Source organism: Streptomyces sp. SD15 (assembly GCF_054462255.1).
In genome coordinates, this window is record NZ_JBTLMO010000004.1 from 1 (window position 1) to 17,809 (window position 17,809).

Sequence of the window (17,809 nt, forward strand, 5' to 3'; positions counted from 1 at the left end):
TTCTCAAGGAACGGACGCTTCCTTTGTACTCACCCGAGAGACTCTCTCAGGCTTTCCTCCGGGCGCTTCCCTTCGGTCTTGCGTTTCCGACTCTATCAGACCGTTTCCCGATCCGATTTCCTCGGCGCTTTCCAGGTTTCCGCTTTCGCGTTTCCCTTTCCGGCGGTTCCGACTCTATCAGATCCTTTCGGGCCTGATTCCCAGTCAGCGGGAGTTGTCTTCGCGGCTGTTGGGCCGTTCCGACGTTTCAAACTTTAGCGGATCCTCTCGGCAGTTCCCAATCGGACTGCCGTGTCCCAATCGAATTGAATCCGGACGCGCCGAATTTACCCCGTTTGGGTGATCGTGCTGATGGTTTGGGTGCCGCTACTGCGGCGGAGGTGCTACTGCAGAACCGTTACGGCTCTGTGGCAACTCGAAGAACTTTACGGATCCCGTAGGGGGATGTCAATCCATCCTGTCAAGATCTTTAATCGAGGTCGCTGAGTCGGCCGCTCGCGTCCGGCTGGGCGTGCTCCACGCGTCGGAGGAGGCGGGTCAGGACGTCACCCAGGACGCCCCGTTCGTCCGCGGAGAGGTCCTGGAGGAGGTCCTCCTCGAACACCATGGCGAGGCGCATCGCTTCCAGCCACTTCTCACGGCCCTCGTCGGTCAGCTCGACGATGACGCGTACGCGATTCGACTCATCGCGTTCGCGCGTGACGAGGCCCTCCGCCACCATGCGGTCGATCCGGTGGGTCATCGCGGCCGGCGTCAGGCCCAGCCGCTTGGCGAGGTCGCTCGGGCCCATGCGATACGGAGAGCCGGACAGGACGAGGGCCTTGAGGACCTCCCACTCGGCGTTGCTGATGCCGAGGGTGGCGGTCTGGCGGCCGTAGGCGACGTTCATACGGCGGTTGAGACGGCCGAGGGCCGACACGATCTTCTCGACCTGGGGGTCGAGGTCCTGGAATTCGCGCTGGTAGGCGGCGATCTGTTCTTCGAGTGTCGGCTCACTGACGCCGGGGGTGTCGCCCATGGCCGCAGTATGGCACGGCCTCGCTTGGCATCGAAGTCCTTCACCATGTAGAGTTCAACTTCTAACTTTAGCTTCGAAATCTTCGGGCCTGCATCATTGAATCTCGCGCCTGAAGGCTTCACGACCAAGGCAGGTGAAAGTGACCAGGGCGATGGGCGCAGCGATGCGCCGGATCCACGTGGGCAACGCACTCGGCGCGTTCGGGCTCGGCTTTACCGTCCCCTTCCTCTACGTCTATGTGGCGCAGGTGCGGGGACTCGGCTCCATGACGGCGGGCGTCGTGCTCGCCGTCTTCGCCGTGGCCGCTCTCGTCGTACTGCCGTTCGCCGGGCGAGTCATCGTCCGGCGCGGTCCGCTGCCGGTCCTGCTCACGGCTCTGGTCACCGCCGCCGTCGGAGCGCTGAGCCTGGGGCTCGCGAACAACGCGACGACGGTGCTGCTGTCGGCGGCGGCGCTCGGCGCCGGACAGGCCGTGATGCAGCCGGCCCTGGCGACGATGATCGTGGACTGCTCCTCGGCCGAGACGCGGTCGCGCGCCTTCGCCACCCAGTTCTTCCTGCAGAACCTTGGGCTCGGTGTCGGAGGTCTGATCGGCGGACACATCGTCGACACGAGCCGGGCGAGCTCCTTCACTCTGTTGTTCGCGATCGAGGCGGCGATGTTCCTGCTGCTCGTCGTGATCATGGCGACCGTGCGAATGCCGCACGCGCCGCGGATCCACGGTGACACGCCGCAGGCCAAGGGCGGCAGCTGGAAGCAGCTGCTTGGAAACCGGGCCATGGTGCAGCTGTCCGTGCTGGGCTTCGTACTGTTCTTCGCCTGCTACGGACAGTTCGAGTCGGGCCTCTCCGCGTACGGTGTCGAGGCCGCCGGGATCTCCACCTCCGCACTGGGTACGGCGATGGCGGCGAACACCGCGATGATCGTGGTCGCTCAGTTCGCGGTGCTCAAGTTCGTCGAGCGCCGGAAGCGGTCCCGGGTGATCGCCTCGGTGGGGCTCATCTGGGCCGTCGCGTGGTTTGCGGCCGGGTATGCGGGGCTCGGGCACGGAAGCCGGACCATGGCGACCGCCGCGTTCATCTCTACGTACGCGCTCTTCGGGCTCGGCGAGGCGCTGCTGTCGCCGACCGTCGCGCCGCTGGTGGCCGACCTGGCGCCGACGGGCCTGGCGGGGCAGTACAACTCCGCGTTCGCCCTGGTGAAGCAGCTCGCGCTGGCCGTCGGTCCGGCGGTGGGCGGTCCGATGGGGGCCTCGCTGCACGGGCCGTACGTCGTGACGTTCCTGCTGTTCTCGCTGGGCATCACGTTCCTGGCGCTGCGGCTGGGGCGGCAGCTCAGCCCCGTACAGGATCAGCCGTGGCTGGCGAAGAGCCGGGTGGTCGCTCAGGGTGGGGCGTCGGCGGAGCCGGTGCGGGCCGGCGCCTGACGGGCGGACGGCCGACGCGGGCGGCTGATGCGCGGGGCGCGAAGCCCGTGCCGCAGGCCAGGTCCAGGACCGTGGCTCCGGGGAACAGGTCGACTGCGTCGAGGACCGCGGTGGGTGGGGTGGGTCGCCAGGTGACGCGCGGAGGTGCTTCCGGGAGGGTTGCTCGCCCCCGCCGCCCCTACCCGTTCCCGTCCCTTGGGGGCTGCGCCCCCAAACCCCCGCCATCGCCCGAAGGGCTCGTCCTCAAACGCCGGACGGGCTGGATACCCCGGCCGGAGCTCAGCCCTCCCCCCGCGGCAACGCGAACTCACACCACACCGCCTTCCCACCCCCAGGCGTCCGGCGCGACCCCCAGCCGGAGGCGATCGTCGCCACGATGGCGATGCCTCGGCCCGCCTCGTCGGCGGGTTCGGCGCGGCGGCGGCGCGGAAGGTGATCGTCGCCGTCGGTGACCTCGATGATCAGGCGACGGTCGGTCCGGCGCAGACGCAGGCGCATGGGCGGGGTGCCGTGCTGGAGGGAGTTGGCGACCAGTTCGCTGGTGGCGAGGACGCCGAGGTCGTGGAGGTCCTGAGGGAACCGCCAACTCGTCAGCACGCCGGAGGCGAAGGCACGCGCGCGTGGGGCCGCTTCGACACCGCCCAACAGCTCCAGGGCGGCGTTGCGGAAGAGCTCGCTGTCCGGGCCCGTGCGGGCGGGGTGCTGGAGGACCAGGACGGCCACGTCGTCGTCGTGGTCGGCCGTCACTCCGGCGGAGCGGACGAGGCGGTCGCAGACCACCTGGGGGGTGCCTGTGGCGCCCGCGAGGGCGCGCTCCAGCGTAGCGATGCCTTCGTCGAGGTCCTCGTCCCGGCGCTCGACCAGGCCGTCGGTGTAGAGGACGGCCGTCGAGCCGGGTCCCAGCGGCACCGAGCCCGAGGAGTGCATCCAGCCGCCGGTGCCGAGCGGCGGTCCGGTGGGTTCGTCGGCGCGCACGACGGTGCCGTTCTCGTCGCGGACGAGGATCGGGAGGTGGCCGGCGGACGCATACACGAGGCGGCCCTCGTTGGGGTCGTGGACGGCGTACGCACACGTGGCGATCTGGTTGGCGTCGATCTCCGTGGCGAGGCCGTCGAGGAGCTGGAGGACCTCGTGCGGGGGCAGGTCGAGGCGGGCGTACGCGCGTACGGCGGTGCGCAACTGACCCATGACAGCCGCGGCCCGCACCCCGCGGCCCATGACGTCGCCGATGACGAGCGCCGTGCGGCCGCCGCCGAGGGTGATCACGTCGTACCAGTCGCCGCCGACCGCGGCCTCGGTGCCGCCGGGCTGGTAGGTGGCGGCGACGCGCAGGTCGTCGGGCTCCTCCAGCTCCTGGGGGAGCAGGGAGCGCTGGAGGGTGACAGCGGTCTCGCGCTGGCGGCGCTCGCTGGCGCGCAGTCGCTCGGCGGCCTCGGCGTGGTCGGTGACGTCGGTGGCGAAGATCAGTACGCCGCCGCTCTGGCCCTCAGCTTTCGGGGAGGTGTCCACGGGCGTGCAGGTGAACGTGTACGAGCGGCCGCCGGGCGCCTTGCGGGACTTGACCGTGCGTGGCTTGGCGCTGCGCAGCACCTGGTCGAGGAGCGGGAGCAGGCCGAGTTCGTCCAGCTCCGGCAGCGCCGCGCGCGCGGGCTCGCCGACGGGGCGTACGCCGAAGGCCGCCGCATAGGCGTCGTTGACGTACGCGACGCGGTGCTCGCGGCCGTGCACGAGGGCGACGAGGGCCGGGACACGGTCGAGGACCTCGCGCACCGGCAGGTCGTCGACGGCGGGGACGGGCGGCGGTTCCTCGGTCGGCTGCTCGGCGCGGGCCGCGGGCACAGAGCCTTCCCCTCGCCGGTCCGGGGAGGCCGTGTGCTCGGTCCGCGCTGCGGCGCGGCGCTGCGTTCCGGGGAGCCGGGCGCTCCAGCGGGTGAAATTCACCGAATCCTTGCCTCGTGATTGTCGTCTCCGGTCGGCTCCGGATCCGGCCGGGGGACCGGCCCGCGGCCGGAGCCGCTGGGGCACTGCGTCCCCGGGAGGAATCCGATCGAGTCCGGTCGATGTCCGGTCGGAATCCTGGGGAATGCGGCGCTTGGGAAGAAGCCTCGTGGGGTTCGAAGAGCGAGCGGTCGGCCCGCCCAAGGTCGGGGACCAGTCTGGCCGACCGGACCGACATCCGTCAGACGCCTTCCTGATCCCTGGAGTTCCTGGGTCCGGTCAGGACGACCCCTTCGGGTCGAGCTTCGGGTCGAGAGGAGGCTTTCCACCGGCCGCGAGTTCGAACTCCGCTCGGGGATGTTCGAGCGAACCGAGCGACACGATCTCCCTCTTGAAGAGCCCCGCCAAGGTCCATTCGGCGAGCACACGGGCCTTGCGGTTGAAGGTCGGGACCCTGCTCAGGTGGTAGACGCGGTGCATGAACCAGGCAGGATAGCCCTTCAACTTGCGCCCGTAGACGTGTGCGACGCCCTTGTGCAGCCCCAGGGACGCGACCGAGCCGACGTACTTGTGGGAGTACGTCTCCAGGGGCTCGCCACGCAGGGAGTGCGCGATGTTGTCGCCGAGGACCCTGGCCTGGCGCACCGCGTGCTGGGCGTTGGGCGCGGTCTCCTTGCCGGGCTCCTCGGCGGTGACGTCGGGTACGGCGGCGGCGTCTCCCGCGGCCCACGCGTGCGTGGTGCCGTCGACGGTCAGCTGGGGGGTGCAATTGAGGCGGCCGCGCTCGTTCAAAGCGAGATCGGTTGCGGCGAGGATCGGGTGCGGTTTCACGCCGGCGGTCCACACGACCGTACGCGTGGGGAAGCGGGCGCCGTCGCTGAGGACGGCGATCCGGTCCGCGCAGGAGTCGAGGCGGGTGTGGAGGCGTACGTCGATGTTGCGGCGGCGCAGCTCGGTGACCGCGTACTTGCCCATCGCCTCGCCGACCTCGGGGAGGATGCGGTCCGAGGCTTCGACGAGGATCCACTTCATGTCCTCGGCCTTGACGTTGTGGTAGTAGCGCGCGGTGTAGCGGGCCATGTCCTCGAGTTCGCCGAGTGCCTCGACGCCGGCGTAACCGCCTCCTACGAAGACGAAGGTCAGGGCGGCGTCGCGGATCGCGGGGTCGCGGGTGGAGGAGGCGATGTCCATCTGTTCGATGACGTGGTTGCGCAGGCCGATGGCCTCCTCGACGGTCTTGAAGCCGATGGCGTAGTCGGCGAGACCCGGGATCGGGAGGGCACGCGAGATCGAGCCGGGGGCGAGAACGAGTTCGTCGTACGTGATCTGTGCCGCGCCCGCGCCTTCCTCGTCGGTGGCGAGCGTGGTGAGGGTCGCCGTGCGCTTGGCGTGGTCGATCGCGCGGGCCTCACCGATGACGACCCGGCACTGGTCGAGGACCCGGCGCAGCGGGACGACCACATGGCGCGGCGAGATCGAGCCCGCGGCGGCCTCGGGAAGGAACGGCTGATACGTCATGTAGGGGGCCGGCGAGACGATCGTGATCTCGACCTCGCCCCGCTTCAGTTCCGCCTTCAACTTCCGCTGAAGGCGCAGAGCGGTGTACATCCCTACGTAGCCGCCACCGACGATGAGAATGCGCACTGGTTCCTTCACCATCCCATGACGCACCCAGCTCTGGCGTTTGTCCACAGGCTCGACAATTTGTGTGACCGGCCGCGGAGGGCTCCAAGGGGTGACCGATTTGCCGGGGTGCAGGATAAGTGTGCAGGTCAGCGAGGTTGATCGCAGGGTTCGGAGGGGGCGTAATCGGGAGGTAACCGACCCGTACTCCGATCGGGGGGCGCTCCGTGCGGAACCTGCCCCTTCTGAATTGACCCCCTCTCAACTATGTTCGTGTGTCGACGGGGTGTAGGGGGATGCGCTCGACGGGTCCGCACGGCGGGCACGTGAAACAAGCTTGTTCCGCGCGCTCCGGCTTCCAATGGCGGGGAGAGTCTCCGGGGGGAGACGTCATTACCGGGGGAACGCTTATGCATATTCAGGACTCTCATTGGTCGTCGGCGTCTGCCATCGCATCCGGTGGCAGGGTCGGCGCGGCAGCGGGCGGCCATGGCCGCGGTCCGGGAGACGGATCGCGGACGACGCCGCTGCGTGTGGACGCACAGCGCAATCTCGAGCACGTACTGCGCGCGGCGCGCGAGGTCTTCGGCGAGCTGGGGTACGGCGCGCCGATGGAGGACGTGGCGCGGCGCGCTCGGGTCGGTGTCGGCACGGTGTACCGACGCTTCCCGAGCAAGGACGTCCTGGTCCGTCGGATAGCCGAGGAGGAGACCTCTCGGCTCACCGACCAGGCGCGCGCGGCGCTCGGCCAGGAGGACCAGCCGTGGTCGGCACTCTCGCGCTTTCTGCGCACGTCGGTGGCCTCGGGTGCCGGGCGGCTGCTGCCGCCGCAGGTGCTGCGGGTCGGCGTCGCGGAGGACGGGGACATCGCGGACGAAGCACGGGTGCCGCAGCAGCGCTCCCAACTTACTCCCGAGCTGCGGCTCGTCGAGCAGCGGTCGGTGCCCGAGGAGGAAACGGTCACCGCGTTGGCCGACGACGCCGGTGCGGCCGCGCTGCTCGAGGTGGTGGGCCGGCTGGTGGATCGGGCGCGTGCGTCCGGCGAGCTGCGGGCGGATGTGACCGTCGCGGACGTCCTGCTGGTGATAGCCACGGCGGCACCCTCGCTGCCGGATGCCGCCCAGCAGGCCGCGGCCTCGGCCCGGCTGCTGGACATCCTGCTGGAGGGGCTGCGCTCGCGTCCGGCGTGAGCGGTTTCCCGGCCTTCTCCGGAGTGCGGAGGCAGGTGCGGGTGCGGCCGGGCGCGGCCTCGGTGAGCGGATCCGGAGGGAGCGGTCGGCGACTCCGGCGGTTTGCGACGTCGGCGGTTTCCGGTGCGAGCGGTTTCGGGGGACGGCGGTCCGTGACGCGGGTATCGCTCCACCCGCTCACGGGCAGGTCGGATCATATCGATATATTCCGACCATATCGTCAACTCCGGTGCGGGGAGCATTGATTGACTATTCCCCGAACGGGTGACCGCTAGTGCTGTCGTGTGGCAAATCCCCCCGGACGAGTGGTTGGCCCGTGGGGCGGAGTCCCGTCCCTGAAGCGTGTGGCACTCTGTCCCGGTATTCGGGTCCGAGTGTGCAGGCGGGGGCTTTCCGCGATGAGCGTTGACGGGCGGGACGAGTCACTCGGTGACGGTGGCGCGGAGGCCGGCGGGCCGCCCTCGCAGCAGGTGCCGAGTCAGGGCGGGCCGTCCGGGCGCGCTCTGGGACCTACTGGCAGTGCGGGCCCTTTGGGCACTCCGGGCGCCCCGGGGGATCCCAGTGTTCCGGCACAGCGCGACCGGCTCGATCGACGTGACGGGTACGAGGGGCGCAGGGGGCGTGAGGGCAGCGTCGTGCCGCCTCCCGTCGAACTGCCGCCCTCCGACGCCGATCTGATCGATCGGATGCGCTCGGGCGACGACACGGCGTACGAGGAGCTGTACCGCCGCCACGCGGAAGCCGTCCGTCGGTATGCCCGCACCTGCTGCCGGGACGGGCACACCGCGGAAGACCTCACCGCCGAGGTGTTCGCCCGCATGCTCCAGGCGGTGCGCGGCGGCCACGGCCCCGAACACGCCGTACGCGCCTATCTGCTCACGACCGTCCGCCGCGTCGCCGCGAACTGGACCAAGTCCGCTAAACGGGAGCAACTGGTCGACGACTTCGCGGTGTTCGCCGCGCAGGCCGTCCGTACCTCCGAAGTGTCGGACGACACTGCGTCCATCGGCTCCTTCGGAGCGGGCCTCGACCTGGGCGCCGACGTACGGGCGATGCAGGAGGCCGAGCAGTCGATGGCCATGCAGGCGTTCCGCTCGCTGCCGGAGCGATGGCAGGCCGTGCTGTGGCACACGGAGGTCGAGGACGAGTCGCCGAGCGAGGTCGCCACGCTCTTCGGGCTCGATGCCAACGGCACGCGGGTGCTCGCCAGCCGTGCCCGTGAAGGGCTCAAGCAGGCCTACCTCCAGGCGCATGTGAGCGCGACGCTCACCATGGACGAGGAGTGCGCGCGCTACGCCGACCGGCTCGGCGCGTACGCCCGCGGCGGGCTGCGCACCCGGGCCGAGCGCGGGCTGCGCAAGCACTTGGAGGAGTGCGCCAAGTGTCGGCTGGCCGCGGGCCAGATCAAGGAAGTCGCCAGCGGGATCCCCGCGGTCGTGCCGGTTGCGGTCATCGGTTGGTTCGGTGCCGCCGGGTACGCGAAGGTCGTCGCGCTCATCGCTGGTGGCGCCGGAGCGGGTGCGGCCGGGGCGGCGGGCGCGGCAGCGGCGGGCGGCAGCTCCGGCGGGGCGAGCGCCAGGGGCGGCGCGGCGGCTTCGGAGGGGCTGGGGGCGCCGGTCAAGGCCGGGATCGCGGCGGGAGTCGTCGCGGTGGCCGCCACGGCGGTGGCGCTCGCCCTGGCGGGCAATGACATCCCGGCCAAGAAGCCCGAGGCCAAGCACGCCACCTCACCGGCCGTCGAAGTGCCGCAACCGGCGCCGCCACAGACACCGTCGAAGAAGCCCGCGCCGAAGCCGCCGGTGGTGGCTCACGCGCCGATGCCCATCCCGACCCCGACGCCGGCCCTGACGCCGACCCCGACTCCGAAGCCCACGCCCAAGCCGTCCCCCACCCCGACGAAGGCGAAGCCGAAACCCACGCCCACGCCGACGCCGACGCCGACGCCCACCCCGACACCCACTCCCACCCCGACGCCGCCGCCCGCTCCGGTCGTCTACCAGTGGAACGAGCTGCAGTACGGCCTCACCGGCGACCACACCAAGCCCGAGATGCGGCTCCGTGAGAGCAGTTGGGTGTGGCAGCGCTGGGGGGTGTCGATCGCGGACCAGGAGTACGCGCATGGCGTGACCGTCCATGGTGCGTCCTCCGTCACCATCGACCTCAACCGCAGTTGCTCGGCCTACGACGCGCTGGTCGGCGTCGACGACCTGACGATGGGCCTCGGCCAGGTGAGCTTCTCCGTGTACGCCGACGGGTCGCGCCTGTGGCAGTCGCCGCTGGTCAAGGGCGGCGACCACGCGATCCCCGTCCATGTGAACCTCACCGGGCGCAAGACGATCCGGCTGGTCGTCGAACCGCGCACGCCGTTCGACGCGACGGCACTGGCGGACTGGGCGGAGTCGAAGTTCCACTGCCAGTGAGTCGGCGTCGGCCTGTCAGTCGGCGACGTGCTCCTTCAACGCCTCCGCCAGGTCACCCAGGGCGTCGTCCGTGGTGAAGCCCGTCCCCCGCGTGCGCTCGGACTCGTGGCGGCCTGGTCCGAGTGCCGTGTGTGCGGCAGCCTCGGCTCGGTCGGCGTCGGCGCACTCCGATACGGGACGGGGGTGGGCACCGCGCCACCGCGTACCGGCGGCGAGCAGGCGGACCGCGCGGGGATGGTCGCCGAGCTTCGACAGGAGGGTTGCCGCGCTCTCGACGAGACCCGCCATCACCACATCGGAGCACTGCCCCGCCACTGCCGCCAGCAGGGCGTCCACCATCTTCGGCAGACCGCGCTCCGGGCCGGACTCGGCGGTCGTGATGAGCGCCTCGATCCAGTTCAGCGCCACCGTGAACTGCGGCGGCGGGCTGCCGTGGGAACTCTCCACGCACGCCTGCTTCCACATTTCGCGCGCCAGGCCGGCCTCGCCGTCGTCCAGGGCCAGCTGGGCGCGCAGCATGTGGATGAACGCGCGGGCGTCCGCCACCCCGTACCGGTCGGCCGCGGCGCTCGCTTCGTCCAGGGCGGTCAGTGCCTGCGACCGCTCGCCCTCACGGCAGGCGATCTCGGCCAGCCGCGCCAGGAGGAAGGGAGTCTCGGCGTACGCCCCCACCTCGACGGCGAGCCGCAGCGCCTCCCCGTACTCGGCCTTCGCCTCGTCGTGGAGACTGCGTGCCATGGCCGCCTCCCCGGCGGCGCTGCACACCTGGGCGCGTATCCAGCGGTCGCCCACTCGCTTGCTGATCACGCGCAGCTCCGCCAGGTCGTCGTCCACGCCGGGCATGCCGCCCGGAGCGTCGACGACCCTGTGCGTACGGAACATCAAAGTGGCAGCGATCTCCCACTCGCCGCCGTACGAACGGCAGTTGGCGACCGCGGCGTCCATCACCGAACGCACGTCGTGCGAACCGCTCAGGAAGAAGGAGGCCATCGGCCAGACGATGCCCGGCACACTCGCCGCGTCCGGACCGCCCCTCTCGAAGAAGTCCCGCACCTGGGTGATGTACTCCCGCAGACGCGGGTGCACCCGTCCGTCCAGCGGCTCGAGCTCCACCAGCATGAACAAGTGCAGCATGCGCACCCTCATCCGCATGCGGTGCAGCGGATGGGACTCCTGCCGGTCGGGGGCGTCCAGGAAGGCCGTCAGCGGGTCGAAGCGGTCCAGCCCGGCGAGCTGGACGGCGCCGTCAGCACGGTCGGCGCCGTGTCTCACGCTCTCCCCGAGCACGCCGGCGGTCGTATCGAGCGCCACGCCCAACCGCAGTACGCGATCCGTCCATTCCACGCCCTCACGGCGGAAGTTGCGCAGCCACCAGAACCAGCCCATGGCGAGGACGAGGGCACCGGCATCCTCCTCGGCGCCGGCCACGACCGTGCGAGCGAGTGCGGCCCGGATGTTGTCGAGTTCGGCCTCCAGGCGGCGGATCCAGGGCAGTTGCTCGGCGGAGCGCAGCAGCGGGTCGGCCTCCTCGACGAGGCCGCGCACCCACGCGCGGTGGCGCAGTTCGGCCGCGGCGCGCAGCTCGGGGATCTCGGTGGCGCGCTCGGTGGCGTACTCGTGGATCGTCTCCAGCATGCGATATCGCATGCCGGAGCCAGTGCCACCCCCGTCACCCCCGTCGTACGGGGTCGCCACGGCCAGGGACTTGTCGACGAGCGCGCCGACCAGGTCGGTGGCGGGGCCGGTGCACACGGCCTCCGCGGCGGCGAGGTCCCAGCTGCCCGCGAAGACGGATGCCTCGCGGAGCACGGTCCGCTCCTGCTCGTCGAGCAGGTCCCAGGACCAGTCGACGACGGCGCGCAAGGTCTGCTGGCGGGGCAGCACGGTGCGGCTTCCGGAGGTGAGGAGCCGGAAGCGGTCGTCGAGCCGGTCGGCGATCTGGCGAGGCGTCAGCAGCCGCAGGCGCGCGGCGGCCAGCTCGATGGCCAGAGGAAGACCGTCGAGCCGTCGGCAGATCTCGTCCACCGCCCCGAAGTCGCGGAACGCGGCGTCGTGGGCCACGTCGGGACGCACGGCCACCGCGCGCTCCAGGAAGAGCCGGCGTGCGGGGTCGGGCAGCAGGGGCTCGACCGGGCGCACCAACTCGCCGGGCACGCCGAGGGGTTCACGGCTGGTGGCGAGAATCGTGAGCCCCGGGCAGCGGGTGAGCAGTGTCTCGGCGAGGTCGGCCGCGGCGCCGATGACATGTTCGCAATTGTCAAGGATCAGGAGCTGGCTGCGCGGGGCGCAGTACTCGACGAGCAGGGTGAGCGGGTCGGCCTGGCCCGCCACCATCTCGTTGGTGATCAGTACGGTCTCGCGCAGACCGAGGGCGCTGACCACCGCGCCCGGGACCGCCTCGGGCCGGTCGAGCGGGGCCAGCTCGACCAGCCACGCCTGCGGAAGCCCGGCGGCGGCTTCCTCGGCGAGGCGGGTCTTTCCCGAACCGCCCGGTCCGGTCAGCGTGACCAGGCGTGACCTCTGCACATCCGAACGGATGGCCTCGAGTTCGGGTTCCCGACCGACGAAGGAGTTCAGACGGGGACGAATGTTGCCGTTTCGCTCCGGTGGGGTGGTGGGTTTCGGCGTGGGGGCGGGCGGGGTCGTGCGCGCGGCGTTCCCGCGGAGCCGCGCGGCCCATCCCACCGGTCCGTCCGGTCCATCCGGTTCGGGCCGTTGCTCCAGCAACTCCGCGTGCAGTGCGCGAAGTTCCCCTCCCGGATCCGCGCCAAGACCGTCCAGCAGGGCGCGGCGCACGCTCTCGTAGGCGGCCAGCGCGTCGGCGACGCGGCCCGCGTCGCGCAGGGCGCGGATGAGCAGGGCGTGCAGCGCCTCGTCGTACGGGTGTGCCGCCGTCAGCTCCTTCAGCTCCGGTACGACGTCGGGGGCGCGGCCCAGTCGCAGGTCCGCCTCGATGCGGGAGCGCGTCGCCTCCAGGCGGAGCGCCTCCGGGCGGGTTGCCGCGCCGCGGTCGGGGAGGTCCGCGAGGGCCGGGCCGCGCCACAGGGCGAGCGCTTCGCGCAGCTTGCGGGCGGCGGTCGGGGCGTCTTCGTGGTCGAGGGCCGCCCTGCCCTCCCGGACGAGTCGCTCGAAGACGAACAGGTCCACGTCCGCCTCGGTTGCCCGTAGGCGGTAGCCGCCTGCCTCCGATGTGACCGCGTCCCTGCCGATCGCGCGGCGCAGGCGGCCGACCAGGGCCTGCAGCGCGGCCTGGGCGTCCAGTGGTGGATTGTCCGCCCACACCTCGTCGATCAGGGTCTCCGGGGCGGCGGTGTGGTCCGCCCGCTGGGCCAGGGCCGTGAGCAGGGTGCGGACTCGTGGGCCGCCCACCGTCATCGGGGTGCCCTGTTCGTCCTCCGCCTGGGCGATCCCCAGGATTCTGTACCGCACTCGCCCATTCTCACGGGGTCGGTGGACAGGAGCACGGGGTTTCCTCGGCAAGCCGTGACGGTGGCGGAGGTGTGGTGGGTTTTGTTCGCCCCCGCCGCCCCTACCCGTCCCATCCGTTCCTGGGGGCTCCGCCCCCAGACCCCCGCCAGGGGCGCTGCGCCCCCCTGGACCCCGCTTCGCCCGAAGGGCTCGTCCTCAAACGCCGGACGGGCTGAAGATTGCCGCCCGGGGCCGAAAACATTCAGCCCCGGCCGGGGATATCCAGCCCGTCCGGCGTTTGAGGACGAGGCCGTTCAGGCCGAAGCGGGGGTCTGGGGGCGGCAGCCCCCAGGGCGGCGGCGAGGAAGCCGTAGGCCGCCCAGCCTCTCACCCCCGACTAGCCGCGGCGCGCGGCCCCCGCCCCCAATGCTCGTCCTTGCGGCACGATCCCCGCGGGCACGGCCCGCTGGCGCGCGGGCGTTCCTGTCCAGCATGTCCCGCGGCGCGCCAACAACCGGCGCAACCACAGCTCCAGGGAGACGAGGTCGGCCAGCCCGTCCAGGGGAAGTGGCTCACCGGCCGCGGCCGCCCGGAGGGCCTTGCGGACGACACGCGCCTCGACCAACCCGGCCTGCGCGAGCAGCGGCGTGTCGAACAGGGCGATCAAGGAGTCCGCGGCCACCCGCAACCCGGTACGCGCGGCCGTCGCCGAGGACGCGTGGGACGGCGCGCCCCAGCCGGGCGGCAGGTCGGCCACCCCGGCCCCCTCCAGCACCGTACGCAGGATCGCCGCGCGAGCCCCGGGCTGGACGCGCAGTGCCTCGGGGAGGGCGCGGCAGGCACGGACGACCTGGTTGTCCAGGAACGGCGCGTGCAGCCGCTGGAAGCGGATCTCGGCGGCCTGTTCGAGGACGCGGAGATCGGCGGCATGGCGGGCGAGTGCCGCACGGGCGCGGAAGTCACCCGGCCGCTGCCCGATGCCGACCCCCGGTCGACCTGCGGCTTCTTGCAGGCGAACCGATACTTCAGCTAGGGCCTCACCGGTCAGCCAACGCGCCGCGGGCCCGGGCCTGGCCCAGGTGAGTGCGGCGAGCGACGCCCCCACGGCACCGCCGGGTTCCTCGAACCGCCGGTGCAGCAGCCGGTCGGCGAGGACGTCGACACCGGCCCGGTACGGCGTGCGGGCCAGTTTGCGCGCCGCGCCGTACACGCGCGCGGGGACCATGACGGACCCGTCGGCCTTGGCCAACGCGGCGACGGGCTTGACCAGATGGCGTCTCTTGCGGTCCATCAGCAGGTCGGCGAGGCGGGCCGGGTGCGCGTCCAGGACCTGTCGGGCCCCGTATCCGGTGAAGTGGTCCGCGCTGCCCGAGGAGAGCCGCGCGCGGTGCCGGGCCGCCGTCACCAGCGAGGGGCCGGGCTCGTCCGTCAGCGGCCCCTCCAGGTCGGCGTACGGGAGCACCTCTTCGCCGCCGGCGACGACCACATGGTGCAGCCGGGGGTTGGCGGCGAGCGTCCCGGCCCGTTCCAGTTCGGCTTCCCGGCCGCTGACGGCGAGGTCGTTGAAGGTGACGGCGAGGAGGCGCTCGCCGGCGCCGGTGCCGTGTCCGAGGACCGTCCCGGGTGCTCCGGGAAGCCCGGCCGCGAGCAGGGCCAGCGTGCCCGAGGCGGGTCCTCCCGAGAGGTCGGCGCCGATGCCGGGCACGGGCATCCCGCGCGCGGCGCGCCGTTCGGCGGGGCCCATCCCGGGTACCGGCCCGGGGTCGATGTCCGTCCCGGGGACGTGCCGGGGAGCGGCGAGGCGGGCGCGTACGGCCTCCACCAGCGCGTCCCGTACGCCGTCCACCGCGCTGGCGGGATCGGCGGAGGGTGCGGCGACGGCGAGGGAGGCGACGGGCTCGTAGCCGGCGATCTCGCGGGCGCCCGTGCGCAGGACCAGGGCGTGCCCCGGCGGAATGCGTCGCACGCCTTCGTAGGGGGTCGAGTCGTGGACCGCGGCCGGTACGTCGGGGGCGGCGAGCAGGGCCGCCAGGTGCCCGAAGTCGAGGTTGGCCTCGATGAGGTCGGCGAGCGGCAGCGCGGCGGTCGCGTACGCCGTACCGCTCGCCCAGGGGGTGTAGAACACGGGCCGCGCGCCGGCGAGATCACCCACGACGGTGACGCGGCGGCCGGCCTGGACGACGGCGGTGTAGCTGCCGGACCAGGCGGTGAGATGACGAAGTGCCCCTCCGCGCGCGGCGAAGAGGCCGACCCTGAGTTCCTCGTCGGTCGCCCCGCAGGTGCCGAGCACCGCGATCCGGTTCTGTGCGTCGGCCTTCACGACGCGCACCTCGTCGGGGCGCCAGTCTCCTACCGCCCAGAGCGGATCGGGATCGCCCCACAGGAGTTGGGAGCCCACCGGGTGCACGGTCTCGCCGTCGTTTCCGGTGGCGCCCGCCGAGCCGATCTCGGGCGCTCTGGTGGCGGTACTGCTCCACCCCACCAACCACCGCATCGCCGCCTCCACAGGCTGTGGACAACCAGTGCACCGTACGAACTCGGCACCATGCTGCCACGAAGAGTGCGCGCGGGAGGGCCGCTGCGGCGGCTTGCGCTCCCTGGAGTGCGCCCCCGCGAATATGTTCGCGCCGCCACGAAGCCACTGCAAAGCCGTTGCGTCGCCGATGCGAAGCCGTTCCAGAACACGTGCGAACGCCCGCTCGAAGCAAGGTGATCGCGGGCGAGCGAGGGACTGGTGGGGCGGATCTGCGACGCGAATGCGCCCCCGATACGCTCCCCGAAAACACCCTACGCGCCCTCAAGTGACGTGGTAGGAGCGTTAATTGGCCCTGAGAGGTACCGTCGGTTTTCGGCCAATTCGGCCACGGATGGACAGGCTCGCGCACGCTCCGTACAGGCCTTGCGCACCGCTCCGACAACGCACAGTCCGGGAGGCGGAGTTCGCCCCCCGGACCGGTCCGCCGCCCGCGGGGATGTAGGCGACGGTGTCCCCCAGCCCACTGGATCCAGTACAGCGGGCCGACCCACGCACGATCCATGGAAGCGCTCCCCCCGGTGGCCGGAGAAGAGCGCACGGACGGGCGCACGGCCACACAGCGGGAGCACACCGCAACCGTCCGTACTTCCGTACGGACCACATTCCCGCCAACCGGAACAACGCCCCTTAACGCTTGGGATGCGGCGAACTACGCTGGGTTTACGAATGCCGCATGGTTATGCCAGCGCGGCAGCCGTCTGTGTCGAGGGGTGGCGCATGTCCAGGGAGCAACGCGGGCCGAACGAAAAACTCGGCGCCGTTCTCGCCCTCGCGGGAATCAGCAACGCAGGGCTCGCGCGGCGCGTCAACGATCTTGGTGCTCAACGCGGGTTGACTCTTCGCTACGACAAGACGTCCGTGGCGCGCTGGGTGTCGAAGGGAATGGTGCCGCAAGGTGCGGCGCCGCACCTCATCGCGGCCGCCATCGGACAGAAGCTCGGCCGCCCGGTGCCGCTCCACGAGATCGGTCTGGCGGACGCGGACCCCGCGCCCGAAGTGGGCCTCGCCTTCCCCCGTGACGTCGGACAGGCGGTGCGGTCGGCCACCGAGCTGTACCGCCTCGACCTCGCCGGGCGCCGGGCGGGCGGCGGTGGCATATGGCAGTCGCTGGCCGGATCATTCGCAGTGAGCGCTTACGCAACTCCCGCTTCACGGTGGCTGATAACCCCGGCCGACAGTTCGGTGGCACGCGACGCGAACCCTGCGGAGGGCTCCGGAGCGGCGCTGAAAGTCGGCCACAGCGATGTGCAGAAGCTCCGCGAGGCAGCCGAGGACGCCAGGCGCTGGGACTCCAAGTACGGGGGCGGCGACTGGCGTTCGTCCATGGTGCCGGAGTGTCTGCGGGTCGAGGCGGCACCGCTGCTGCTCGGCTCGTACTCGGACGAGGTCGGCAGAGCGCTCTTCGGCGCGAGCGCCGAACTCACCCGCCTCGCCGGGTGGATGGCCTTCGACACGGGCCAGCAGGAGGCCGCCCAGCGCTACTACATCCAGGCGCTGCGCCTGGCCCGAGCGGCCGCGGACGTCCCCCTGGGGGGCTATGTGCTCGCGTCGATGTCGTTGCAGGCGACATACCGGGGCTTCGGCGACGAGGGCGTCGACCTCGCCCAGGCCGCCCTGGAGCGCAACCGGGGCCTGGCCACGGCCCGCACCATGAGCTTCTTCCGCCTCGTCGAGGCGCGGGCCCACGCGCGCGCGGGTGACGCACAGGCGGCCGGCGGAGCCCTGAAGGCCGCCGAGGGCTGGCTGGAGCGGGCCCGGGACGGTGACCACGACCCGACGTGGCTCGGCTTCTACTCGTACGACCGTTTCGCCGCCGACGCGGCCGAGTGCTACCGCGACCTCAAGGCGCCACGTCAGGTCCGCCGCTTCACCGAGCAGGCTCTGTCGAAGCCGACGGAGGAGTTCGTACGCTCCCACGGTCTGCGCCTGGTGGTGTCGGCGGTCGCCGAGCTCGAGTCGGGCAATCTGGACGCGGCATGCGAGCAGGGCGTGCGGGCGGTGGAGGTCGCCGGGCGCATCTCCTCGGCGCGCACCACCGAGTACGTGAAGGATCTTCTGCACCGGCTGGAGCCGTACGGCGACGAACCGCGCGTGGTGGAGCTGCGGGAGCGGGCACGACCGCTGCTGATGACCCCGGCGTAGGCGCTCCGCGCCCTGTGAAGGGCGCGGCACGGCACTGCTTCCGGTGCCTGTGGTGCATTCCCGCGCTTCCCGGTGCCTCCTGGGTTTGAGGGCATTGTCAGTGGCGCA

General features: G+C 71.6%; 9 protein-coding genes. 4 read left to right on the plus strand and 5 right to left on the minus strand.

The window, feature by feature from the left end; genetic code table 11:
• Positions 1-469: 469 nt before the first annotated feature.
• Complete coding sequence (locus ACX28W_RS05005) at positions 470-1,018, minus strand: MarR family winged helix-turn-helix transcriptional regulator (protein WP_458997536.1); 549 nt, start codon at positions 1,016-1,018, stop codon at positions 470-472.
• 151 nt (positions 1,019-1,169) lie between these two features.
• Here ACX28W_RS05005 and ACX28W_RS05010 point away from each other — a divergent pair, with 151 nt between their 5' ends.
• The gene (locus ACX28W_RS05010) at positions 1,170-2,444 is read left to right on the plus strand and encodes an MFS transporter (RefSeq protein ID WP_458997537.1); all 1,275 of its coding nucleotides are present in this window, start codon (positions 1,170-1,172) and stop codon (positions 2,442-2,444) included.
• A 279-nt stretch (positions 2,445-2,723) separates the two neighbouring features.
• Here ACX28W_RS05010 and ACX28W_RS05015 read toward each other — a convergent pair whose 3' ends face one another.
• On the minus strand, positions 2,724-4,385 hold the full coding sequence (locus ACX28W_RS05015; protein WP_458997538.1) for an ATP-binding SpoIIE family protein phosphatase: 1,662 nt from the start codon (positions 4,383-4,385) through the stop codon (positions 2,724-2,726).
• Positions 4,386-4,661: 276 nt separating this feature from the next.
• A complete protein-coding gene (locus ACX28W_RS05020; protein WP_458997539.1) occupies positions 4,662-6,041 on the minus strand; it encodes an NAD(P)/FAD-dependent oxidoreductase in 1,380 nt (459 codons plus the stop codon).
• A 374-nt stretch (positions 6,042-6,415) separates the two neighbouring features.
• On the opposite strand from ACX28W_RS05020, the gene ACX28W_RS05025 reads away from it, so the two are divergent.
• A complete protein-coding gene (locus ACX28W_RS05025) occupies positions 6,416-7,195 on the plus strand; it encodes a TetR/AcrR family transcriptional regulator (RefSeq protein ID WP_458997540.1) in 780 nt (259 codons plus the stop codon).
• A gap of 398 nt (positions 7,196-7,593) precedes the next feature.
• Complete coding sequence (locus ACX28W_RS05030) at positions 7,594-9,615, plus strand: sigma-70 family RNA polymerase sigma factor (RefSeq protein WP_458997541.1); 2,022 nt, start codon at positions 7,594-7,596, stop codon at positions 9,613-9,615.
• Between the two features lie 15 nt (positions 9,616-9,630).
• On the opposite strand, the gene ACX28W_RS05035 is transcribed toward ACX28W_RS05030, so the two are convergent.
• Entirely contained in the window at positions 9,631-13,044 is a 3,414-nt protein-coding gene (locus ACX28W_RS05035) for an AfsR/SARP family transcriptional regulator (protein WP_458997542.1), read from the minus strand.
• A gap of 376 nt (positions 13,045-13,420) precedes the next feature.
• Entirely contained in the window at positions 13,421-15,517 is a 2,097-nt protein-coding gene (locus ACX28W_RS05040) for an asparagine synthase-related protein (RefSeq protein WP_458997543.1), read from the minus strand.
• Between the two features lie 759 nt (positions 15,518-16,276).
• On the opposite strand from ACX28W_RS05040, the gene ACX28W_RS05045 reads away from it, so the two are divergent.
• Positions 16,277-17,701: an MFS transporter gene (locus ACX28W_RS05045; RefSeq protein ID WP_458997544.1), complete on the plus strand. Its 1,425-nt coding sequence runs from the start codon at positions 16,277-16,279 to the stop codon at positions 17,699-17,701.
• The last annotated feature ends 108 nt before the right edge of the window (positions 17,702-17,809 follow it).